The sequence below is a fragment of the Campylobacter concisus genome (assembly GCF_002913945.1).
Classification (GTDB): Bacteria; Campylobacterota; Campylobacteria; order Campylobacterales; family Campylobacteraceae; genus Campylobacter_A; species Campylobacter_A concisus_P.
On record NZ_POZK01000016.1, the window covers coordinates 16,587 to 28,284 of the forward strand.

The 11,698-nt window shown below is 33.8% G+C and carries 5 protein-coding genes; all 5 read left to right on the forward strand.

The genetic code is table 11. The annotated features are described in order from the left end of the window. The first annotated feature begins 9 nt into the window (after positions 1-9). Positions 10-2,199: a DNA topoisomerase 3 gene (locus CYP64_RS03150; RefSeq protein ID WP_103648644.1), complete on the forward strand. Its 2,190-nt coding sequence runs from the start codon at positions 10-12 to the stop codon at positions 2,197-2,199. Positions 2,200-2,203: 4 nt separating this feature from the next. After that, positions 2,204-3,043 carry a hypothetical protein gene (locus CYP64_RS03155; protein WP_103648645.1) on the forward strand — a complete coding sequence of 280 codons (840 nt, stop codon included), beginning with the start codon at positions 2,204-2,206 and terminating at the stop codon, positions 3,041-3,043. A 1-nt stretch (position 3,044) separates the two neighbouring features. Next, entirely contained in the window at positions 3,045-3,521 is a 477-nt protein-coding gene (locus CYP64_RS03160; protein ID WP_181001678.1) for a lytic transglycosylase domain-containing protein, read from the forward strand. 97 nt (positions 3,522-3,618) lie between these two features. Continuing rightward, entirely contained in the window at positions 3,619-10,086 is a 6,468-nt protein-coding gene (locus tag CYP64_RS03170; RefSeq protein WP_181001679.1) for an SNF2-related protein, read from the forward strand. Positions 10,087-10,158: 72 nt separating this feature from the next. Continuing rightward, positions 10,159-11,469 carry a toprim domain-containing protein gene (locus CYP64_RS03175; RefSeq protein WP_103648649.1) on the forward strand — a complete coding sequence of 437 codons (1,311 nt, stop codon included), beginning with the start codon at positions 10,159-10,161 and terminating at the stop codon, positions 11,467-11,469. Positions 11,470-11,698 lie beyond the last annotated feature (229 nt).

The following is an 11,698-nucleotide window of genomic DNA, read 5'->3' on the forward strand; positions in this document are numbered from 1 at the left end:
GCCAAAGAAATGAAGTTGATTTTAGCTGAGAAACCTGATTTAGCTCGAGCAATAGCCGACGGCATAGATGGAAATTTAAAAACATTTGATGGCTATCTTACTAAGGGTGAATATGTGCTTACTTGGGCATTTGGTCATATTTTGGAGCTTTTTATGCCTGAAGACTACGATGAAAGGTATAAAGCTTGGAATATAGCTGACTTGCCATATATTATTACTGATTTTAAGTATAAGCCTATTTCAGAGAAAAAAAAGCAACTCAAATTAATATGTGATCTAATAAGAGATAATAGAATAAATAGTATAGTAAATTGTGGAGATGCCGACGAAGAGGGTCAAATTTTGATAGATGAGATAATCAACTATTCAAATACAAACAAACCTATCGAGCGTGTTATGTTGCAAGATCTAACTCCCAAAGGCGTTAAAGCAGCCTTTAAAGATATTAAGCCAAATTCAGCTTATAAAGGTATGAGTGAGTGTGGCTTTGCAAGATCACATGCCGACTGGCTACTAGGGATAAATTTGACACGTGCCTATACTGCAACGGCTCAAAAAAATGGCTATAAAGGTGTTTTAAGCGTTGGCAGAGTTCAAACTCCTATACTAGGTCTTATTGTTGCAAGAGATCTAGAGCATGAAAATCATAAAAGCAGCTTTTATTACACTATCACTGGAGAATTCAGCTCGGATAATAAAAAATTCTTTGCAAATTTAAAGAGCGATGAAAGAATAATTGATCCACAAGTTGCCGAAAGCATAAAAGAAAAGCTTGATGGTAGCAGATGTGATTTAAAGGTTTTCAATGAAAACAAAAAAGAAAATCCGCCTTTACCATATAATCTTTTAAAACTTCAAGCCGAATGCTCAAAGAAATTTGGCTATAAGCCAGACAAAACGCTTCAAATTACCCAAAATTTGAGAGAAAAATATAAATGTATTACTTACAATAGGTCAGATTGCGAATATCTACCAGAAAATATGTGGGAAAGCTCGCAAGATGTTTTAAATGCCGTTAGGGCTTCATTAAAAGATGATGAATTTAACGCAGCAATAGATAATGCAGATACAAGAATTAAAGGCATAGCTTTTAATGATCAATTTATCACGGCTCACTTTGCTATCATACCTACGCAAGCAGTCGTTGATGCAAATATGATGAGCAAAGAAGAGTTAAACGTATATAAATTGATCGCCAAACGTTTTATTGCTCAATTTTATGAGCCGATGGAGTATTTACTAACTACGCTTGAGGTAACTAAATTTGAGTATAAATTTAGTGCCTCAAAAAGAAAAATTATGAAAATCGGCTATCTCTCTCTTTTTAATGATAAAAACGATGATGATGACAATAATGAGAGTAATGACGATGAAGTAAAAAATAGTATTGATTTATCGACTTTAAAAGATGGAATTTGTGATGTAATAGATCTAGTAATAAATAAAAAGCAGACAAGAGCTAAACCATACTACACAATGCCAACTCTTTTAAAAGATCTAGCTTCAATTAGTAAATATGTAAAAGATGAGAGGATTAAAAGGCTTCTCAAAGAGAAAGATAAGGATAAAAAAGGCGAAAACGGAGGGATAGGAACTCCTGCAACCAGATCCTATCATATTAAAAATTTATTCGATAGAGAGTATATATCAGAAAATGGCAAAAGTATAGTATCTACTCAAAAAGGTAGAGAACTTATAAATTTAGTCCCTGCCCTACTTTCATCTCCAGATATGACCGCTCTATGGTATGAACAACAAAAAGATATTTTAGGTGGCAATCTAGCTAGAAGCGAATTTTTAAATCAAGTTATCGAAACAATTAAAACCGAGATCGCTAGCATTACGTCAAATCAAAATATTTCAAATTTTAACTCAAACAGCATAGATAAGACTTACCCTTGCAAGTGCGGTAAAGGATACTTGCAACGCAGACAAAGCACAAAGACAAAAGGCTTTTTTTGGGGATGTAGCGAGTGGAAAAATGGCTGCAAGGAAATGTGTCCTGACGTAAAAGGCAAACCACAATTTGAGAAAGCGGCCTCAAGCAGTAGCATTACTTGCCCTTTTTGTAAAAAAGGCATACTTGAACGCAAGAAAAACCAAAAAGGCACGTATTGGTGGGGATGTAGTGAGTGGAAAAACGGCTGCAAAGCAATGTTTTATGATGATAATGGCAAACCAAAAATTATAAAAGGATAATATAATGGAAGAAACAATTACGACAGAAACAGAAGAGAAAGTATCTCCAAGAAGACAACAAAAAAGTAATGTTGATTTTACTATTAAAATTTCGCTTAACAGCGATTTTGATAGTGAGGTAAAGCAGTTTTTAGAAAAAAGTGGAATAACTAATAATGTTTTGGCTGGAGATAAGGCTATATTTGCACTCCAGACGTTACACGAAGCAGACGAGCTTATACTAAAAAAGGCTATCAATAGAAACGAGATGCCAAAGTCATCAATCAGATTTGAAATGCTTACATCAAATGGCGAGAAAATTGATATTCCAAAAGTTGAGATGGGTAGATACCTTTTTAAAAATGCAGACCTAAACAAAATCATCAATGTTAGCTCTAATAAGATTGTTGAAAATCAAATATCCGAAGAAACCCAAAAAGCTTTTAGTAATTTGATGAAAAAAGATAAAGACGGCAAATTTAAAATCGGCGTCGATCTTGATAATGTCGTAGAAAATGGAGTAAGAAGTCTAGAGGGCATTGCTGAAAGCATAGGGGACGAGCACGTATCAAGTTTTGTTAGAAATTTTGCTGCTGCATATGGAGTTATAGGCAAACGTGCTAATAATATTCAAGAGAATATCATTAATAAAGAAAAACCAAAAGAAAAAGGTCAAGAAGCTAAAGCACCAGAAAAAGAAGAGGAAAAGGCAACTACTACAACCACAAAAGAAAAGCCAAAAATTCCTGGAAACGCAATCAAGGCCATAAAAGATGAATTTGCCAAAGGGATCGCAAAGATACCAAAATCAGAAACAAAAGAAAAAACTATTACCAAATCAACAAGTTTGGGTAAAGGGTTTTAATTTGAATAAAATTCTTATTGCTATTTTTCTTTGCTTTTTTTCAACTGAAGTTTTACCAGCTTCAGAGCATATATATAATAGCTATTTTGTGAAATATGGCAAAAAATACAATATACCCCCTGAGCTACTTTGGGGAATTGCCAAGACTGAAAGCGATTTTCAGCCCAGGGCAATTAACGTAAATACAAATGGCTCTTTTGATATTGGGATAATGCAAATCAACTCATCTCACAAAGAGTGGCTAGAGGCACAAAAAATTTCACTCGAGGATCTATATGATCCTAAGATCAATATAGCAGTAGGGACTAAAATTTTATCAAATTGTATAAAGAAATTTGGCTTTACATATCAAGGCTTGAATTGTTATAACAGCGGTTTTAACAAGGTTGATATCAATAAATACAATGTTAGAGTAATTAATAATATAAAAAGTAATCGATTAGCCTTACAAAAGAAAAGGCTTGTGTTAGTTAAATAATATAATAAGTATTATATTGATATTTATTCTATTAATTTAATATAAAATATATTAAGTTAATATTAATATATTTCCTTTTATAATTACGGAGAAATAAATGGCACGTGCTAAAAAGAGTAAATACGAAGCAAAAAGTCTTTGGGATGACCATCCAAATACATTTGACATAGGAGAATACAATGTTTCACATACTAAATCCACATTACAACGAACTATCACCGAAGAATTTTCAGGAAACGATAAACGAGATCTGGGACTTCGTGGATACCAAGAACAACCATATCCTATCAAACCCACAAAACAAGATAAAGGGCAACAGACCACTAATAACCAAGAAAAGATTAACGGATATGATGGAAATGGAGTGGACACCATTGCAAGAGGAGATGAACTTCTCAAATTATCTATATCTGATAATCAAGAATATGGAGAGCAAGATCAATCAATCCAACGAGATCAATCAAGAGCAAATAGAGCAGATCAAAAAAGAGTTAGTCAATATACTAATAACAATCAATCACGACTGGGTGAATTGGAGAGCGATGACTTGCGATACGATAGAACCGAGCGAGGAAGTGATAAATCGGATGAAAGCTTATATCGAGAAACGTCTGGACGTGGAACAACAAGAGATAATGAGATCAACATATCCAGCACCTTCGAATATTCAATCAGGCGACTGGATGCACAGACTAACGATACTTTACCGCTGGACGACAGCTTTGGAGAACTTGGGGATGATAGACGACATCCAAGCCAGAGGGCTAGTGGACGAGGAGAAGCTGGAGGAGTTAGTGATAGCTCTATACAGGCAGGAGTATTGGGAGAAGGATATTCTTTGCGAGGACGAAGCGAAGAAATTAAGAGAGATGGGCAATACGGATCTGGAAATTTACAAGATAATGGGGGGACTATCGATCTACAAGGAATATCTCAATCTGAGCGACGCGAGATATCCGATGAAAGAGATAAGAGAAAAACTGCTAGGACATTAAAAAAAGATACTAGCTCTACTAACAAATATGATGGAGCTAGAAGCCTTTTTGATTTCGATGAGGAAGAGGTTAAAGAAGAGGTAAAGCCAAATATTATTCCTCAGCCACAAAATATAAACATAGAGCCTATTGCTACTACAAAAACACTCAATATCATATCAACTGGCGAAAATAAGGATTTTATTTTAGAAGATAGCTTTCAGACAAGCTCAATCTCTAAAAAGGAAAAATTCAAAAACAACATAGAAGCGATTAAGTTAGCAAATTCTCTTTGGACTATAAGAGAAAAGGCACTAGAAAATAATCGAAATTTTACAATTACAAGGCAAGAGCAAGATGTTATAAGTAAATTTAGCGGTTGGGGTGGAATTAGTGAAGCTTTCAATCAGCTAAATGAGGATTGGCAAGAAGAATATAAAGAGTTAAAAGAATTACTTAGCCCAGATGAGTATGCTAGTGCAAGAGCCTCTACTACAACAGCATTTTTTACGCCTAAATTTATTGTTGATAGCATGTATAAAGCCCTAGATCATATGGGAATAAATGCTGAGCCTGATAAGGACAAAAAAATTTTAGAGCCTAGTGCTGGCAATGGAGTATTTTTAGCCAGCTGCCCTATAAAAGGGAATTATAAATTTGATGCTCTTGAGATAGAAAATCAAACAAACAAATTTCTCACCCTACTCTACCCTACTGCACAAGTATATAGTAATGAATATGGATTTGAAGACCTAAATTTGAGTGAAAAAACGCAATATGACGCAATAGTTGGAAATCCTCCATATGATAGACTAAATATAACAAAGATCGCAGATAACAAAGATTTAGATCTTTGCGGATATACAATACACAATTTTTTCGCAGCAAAAGCACTAAGGCACTTAAAAGATGATGGTATTCTTAGTTTTGTAATAACTCACAACTTTTTGGATGCCAAAAATAACAATGTTAGAAAAAAAATAGCTAGCAATAATACGTTTTTAGGAGCAATTAGGCTGCCAAATAATGCGTTTTCTAACGAGGCAAAAACCGAAGTAGTTACCGATATTGTTTTTTTCAAAAAAGGCTTAGATAATAGATTAAATAGAGAATTTGTAAATACTACTAGCTTTAAAAATGTAGATGATAACGATATACACATTAATGAGTATTTCAAAAATAATCCGCAAAATGTTCTTGGTCGCCTAGAGGTTACCAGCGGTCGTTTTGGATATGAGCTAAATTGTCTGCCAAATCCGAATATAAATTTGGAAACTGCAATAGACAATTTTATTAAAAACGAGCTCCCTAGCGATATTTATAAATACCATGAGCCAGCTCCAGTAGATGAAAATGAGCTAATAATCTCTAAATTTGATAAAGAGTATTCAGAAAATAAAGAATACTTTGATAGCCTGCTCGTGGGTAACTATCTAATTTTTCGTGACGAAATTTACTTGAAATCTAATAGTCTAATAAAGGATGAGGCTGTTTTTAGAAGACTAAATTTTAGTATTAAAGAAACAAAGATAGCCAAGGATTACATTAAGCTTAGAGATTGTAGAAAAGAGCTTTTTGCTCTTGAAAAACAAGATATAGACGATAACGATCAAAGACTTATTAACAAGAGAAACGATCTAAATACTATTTATGATGATTTTGTTAAGAGTAATAACTATTTAAATAATAAAAATATTACAAACGTTTTAAATGATGATGCAGATTTTAGCAACATAAAAGGCTTAGAAAAAGACGGCGGAAAAAACTCATTTAAAAAGGCTGATGTATTCAAGCAAAGAGTTTTAAGACCTCGTCCTAAGATAGAATTTGATAATGCAGCAGATGGTTTATATGCAAGTATGAACGTCAACGGAAAAATAAGCATACCTTATATCGCAAATCATCTAAATAAAGATCCTCACGATGTTTCTAAGGAGCTATTGGATAAAAAATTAATTTTTATAGATCCTGACGCTTACGAACAAGGCAATACTGAATACATATTTGCCCCAAAATATCTATCTGGCAATGTTAAGGAGAAATACAAAAAAGCCGAAGATCTGGCAAAGACAGAGCCACTATTTTACAACAACGTCGAAAGCCTAAAAGACGTATTGCCAAAAGATATACCAGCTAGTGAGATAAACCCAACAATTGGGGTTTCGTGGATACCTATGAAATACTATGAGGAATTTTTTAAAGAAAAATTTGAGCTACACCAAAATACAAAGTTGGATATATTTTGCTCGTCAATAAACGCTGAGTGGGTTTTTGAGGGATCTGTAAATCCTAATACTAATTTCAAGGTTGAAAAGAAATATGCATATTATCATCCTGATAATAGTCGTCTAAATAAAGATCCATATGAGATAGCACAAGCTGCCTTAAATGGCGTGTATTTAAAAATTTACGTGACTACTGATAGACCAAAGTTAAACTTAGATGGCTCAATCAAAATGAATAAAAATGGCTATCCTGAGTATGAAAAAGAGCTTGATATGGTAGCTACACAAGAGGTTACTAGAAAGATTGATCTTATTAGAAACGAGTTTGACGAGTGGATAATGAAAGATTATGCTAGAAGAACGGAGATAGCTAATATTTTCAATGAAAAGTTTAACTGCTATGCCAAAAAACATTACGATGGGGATTATCTACAAATTAGTGGCATAAATCAAGCATATCATCTAAGAAAGCACCAAAAAGACGCTGTAGCTAGAGCAGTCAATGAAAAAGTTACCCTGATCGATCACGAAGTGGGAGCAGGTAAAACTCTGACTGCAATTTGCTCGATCATGGAGCAAAAAAAACTTGGTATAGTTAATAAGCCCCTTGTAGTAGTCCCAAATCACTTGGTTAGTCAGTGGTCAAATGAATTTTTGACCGCCTACCCTGAAGCAAGGCTGCTGGTGGCAGAAGATAAGTCTATGAGCAAAGACAAGAGGGCTGAATTCTTAGCCCAAATTGCTAATGGAAACTACGATGCCATTATTATGAAACAAACACAATTTAAAGAGATCCCTGCCCCAGCTGAAAGCCAAAAAGAAGTGCTTGATCATATGATAGCTGAGCTGGAGCAAGCAATTGCTATTAGGGAAGAAAATAGCAGCGGATATAGAAAAAGTCCGTCGGTCAAGCGTATGGAAACACAGCTAAAATCTTTAAAGGACAATGTGACTAAGATTTTAGAGGATCAAAACAAGAATGTCACAACGCTTGACTTTTCTGACTTAGGCGTTGATTATTTAATAGTCGACGAAAGCCATATGTATAAAAATTTAAGATACTCTACCAAGCTTGAGAACGTTAAAGGCTTAGGAACTCAAAGTGGCTCTGATAGAGCAATGGATATGTATTCAAAAACAACTTATTTACATAACCAAGACAATGCTAAAATTATGTTTTTAACTGGAACACCAGTTAGCAATAGCTTGGTAGAGCTTTATTTAATAGAGCGATACCTTGCCCCAAATGCACTAAAAGATCAAGGCATTGACTCTTTTGACGCCTGGGCTAAAACATACGCAGATATTGATAGAGTTTACGAAACTGGTGCTGTCGCAGGCGACTATAAAATTGTGACTAGATTTACTGGCTTCAAAAATTTAAATACACTTGGCGGATCTTATCTTGATTTTGCTGACGTCATAACCAACGATGATATAAAAAAGGAGCTTGGCAGCAATTTTGTCCCTAATGTAAATATTAAGCACACTAAAAGTCCAGCAAGTGATTTACAAAAAGAGTATATAGGCGTAGAGCAAGAAAATGGACAATTTAATGAGGGATCTATTATTTATAGGCTTGAAAATATGCCAGATGATCCTAGAATTGACAACCATTTAAAAGTAACAAATGATGCTAAATACTGTGCTTTGGATTATAGGCTGATAGATCCTTTTGCTGAAGATGATCCAAATTCAAAAATCAATAAAGCAGTAGAAAATATTATAAACACTTATGAAAAATGGAATGATGATAAAGGCACTCAACTTGTCTTTTTAGATATGGGAACGCCGAAGTCACCATCTCAACAATCCCAAAATATAGTAATAGATGAGCAAGAAACGACACAAGAGATAAGCTCCACAAAGAAAGAAGAAGAATTTATTAATATCAATGATGCTATCGAGCAAGGCAAAGATACTAATAGCGACTTTATATCTGAAACTGATAGAGATAGCAATGATAATAGATTTTTCTTATATGGTGATTTGCTTAGAAAGCTTGTAAAAAATGGAATACCACAAAACGAGATAGCCTTTATCCACGATGCGACAACCGACAAACAAAAATATGAGCTATTTGACAAGGTAAATCGTGGTGAAATTAGAGTTTTGATAGGATCTACTGGCAAGATGGGAGCAGGAACGAACGTGCAAGAGAGAGTAACTGCCATACACCATCTTGATATACCTTGGAAGCCTAGCGATTTAACACAAAGAAATGGTCGTGTCATAAGACAAGGTAATGAACTACTTAAAAAATATGGGGACAAATTTGAGGTAGATGTAAATTATTACGTTACTTTGAACACCTATGATGAAACCTCGTTGCAAACAGTAAAGCAAAAGGCGGAGAGCATTACCAAATTTAGAAAGTGCGTTGTGGATGAGAACCATATAAGCGGATTTGAGGAGGAAGTTGTTAATTATGAAGAGCTTAAGGCTATTGCTAGCGGTAATCCGTTAATACTGACAAATTTTAAGATCAATAATGAACTTGAAAGGCTAGAAAGAGAGAAAAAGGCATATACTCAAGACTTCCAGCAAAAAGAAGCCGAAATGCACAATTTAGAAAAGATGATAGAATTTTCTAATAAAAGAATAAACTTGTTTACCAAAACAAAAGAATATGTCGGCAAATTTGAGAGTAGCGATGGGCTAAGATGTGCCATGTTTTCTACAAATCTTTATAATCATGAAGTATCTAAGCAAGAATTCTTTATTCCAAAAGCTAGTGCTGCAAAGGATACTCAAGAAATCCAAAACAAGATGAAAGATCAATTTCAAGCAACTATAAATTTGATGTTTCAAACACCAAAGAAAAGCTATGACGTATGCGAGTATAAGGGTTTTGTTGTAAGTGGATATTATAGCAGCTTAAATAATAGTATAACTTTTGAGCTAACAAACAAAGAAAGTGGCGAGATACTAGCACCTGAGAATATGTATTATAACTCAGCTATGAACGGCACAAGGCAGGATTTAAAAGACCAGGTCGGATTACATGGATTTTTTGTAAGGATGAATAACTACTTTGATAATATGGATAAATTTATCTCTAAAGAGCAAAAAGATCTTGATGAAGCCAAATCAAACTTAGTAGATCTAAAATCATTTTTATCTGAGCAGCAAAACTATCCTAAAAATGATCTTATTGAGCTGTTAAAGAGTGAAAAAAATATCGTCCTAAATGAACTCGAGCGAAAGAAAAAAGACAAGACCTATGAAAGCAAATTTGAAAGCAGGGCATTAAAAATTATTGATGAAGCCAAACGAGCCAAGAAGCAGAATACTCAGCAGCAAGGCGGCTTAGAAGCTGGCAGTCAAGCAAATATTGTTGCAAATAGTGGCAAAGAGTTATCTTAGTGTTTTTTATATTAATATAATTTAAAATATATTATATTAATATAATTTTTATTATATATAAAAGGATAAAAAATGCAATACAGCAAAGATGAAACCGCCTTAATTTTAGAAACTTTAGGTTATAACGTCGATAGACACTATAAATTTAAAATACGTGATGAAAATACAGCCAGTGCGTCTATTAATCCAAAGGACGGCAAAATAAAAGATTTTGGCAGCGGTTGGTATGGTAGTATAATAGATTTTATGACAACCTTTGAGAATATGTCCCAAAAAGATGCCTTTAGTAGAGCAAACGATATAATTAATAGACCACAAGATATTAAATTTAGCAGCAATCAACAGCCTAAATTCAAGAAAGACACACTTAGCGAAATAAGAGCTGAAGCCGTTGTTTTTGGCTTAAATGTAATAGACAATAAAAGTGGAATTTACGTCGGATGCGGTGAAAACGCTTCAGATATAACAAAAGGTTATTATTGGGCTATCTCTAAAATAAAACCGCTTGATGATCTTATGGTGTTTGACTCAAAGAAAGAAATGGAGTGGCTAGAAACAGACAAACACCTATATACCGAAAAGACTTATTCTATCAAGAAAGAATATATAACAAAGATGGCAGCATTAAAAAACTCTTTTGAAATCAAAAAAAATAAGAGTGAAACAGCAAGCAAAGGCTTTATTACACAAGACTTTATAGATAAATTCCAGGTAGAGCGAAAAGAAAATTTCAAAAGATTTTGGGAGCTACTATCTCAAACCCTGCCAACTGCAACAAAAGAGCAAAAAGAAAACATAGCCAAAAAGTATGAAATTGGATATTCAAAGCAAGCCGATAGATTAATTATGCCTATTAGAAACGAGAATGGCGACTGCCTAACGTTTTGGAAGTATAATAAAAATCCTCAGCCATTTGTTGGTGATAATGGAAATTTAGTGACCTTGCCAAAGGTAATGTTTTCAAAGAATAGAGAACGTTGCCCTTTTAATTTGAGAGATCTAAAAGATTTTGCAAAAAATCAAAAAGACAATGAAACGATTTTTATAGTTGAGGGCGAAAAAGACTGCCTAAACGCTCTTGCTAGTGGCTTTAATGCTATTACCCTTGGATCTGCAAGTGCTCGAGTTAGTGAAAAATATATACCGCTTTTTAAAGATATAAATATCACTATCGCATACGATAACGATGAAGCAGGGCAGAGTGGAGCAAAAGCCTTAAGAGAAGATTTAAAAGATGTTTGCAAAACAATAGAAGTAATTGACTGGAATAAAATTGCCAGGAACGTCGGCATAAAAGAACCACTAAAAAAAGGCTTTGACTTTACCGATTTTTTAGTAGCTAGAGAGAGTATCCAAGAAAAGACAAAAGATAAAGAAAGATAATAGTATTTATATTATTATAATAGAAATACTATCTTTATAACTTATTTTATATTATTTTAATATTTTAAAAAGTATAATGCTTTCGTAAAAATTTTAAAAGGATAAAATAATGAAAATAGCTCTATTAAACAAAAAAGGCGGCGTAGGCAAAACGCCTTTTGCTTTTAGTATTGCAAAGGATTTTGGATACTTTTTGCAATCTAATGACAATTCTTGTATAGAACAGATT

Coding starts and splice junctions, on each gene's coding strand:
- CYP64_RS03150 (WP_103648644.1), top strand. CDS start 10: ATGAAGTTGATTTTAGCTGAGAAACCTGATTTAGCTCGAGCAATAGCC.
- CYP64_RS03155 (WP_103648645.1), top strand. CDS start 2,204: ATGGAAGAAACAATTACGACAGAAACAGAAGAGAAAGTATCTCCAAGA.
- CYP64_RS03170 (WP_181001679.1), top strand. CDS start 3,619: ATGGCACGTGCTAAAAAGAGTAAATACGAAGCAAAAAGTCTTTGGGAT.
- CYP64_RS03175 (WP_103648649.1), top strand. CDS start 10,159: ATGCAATACAGCAAAGATGAAACCGCCTTAATTTTAGAAACTTTAGGT.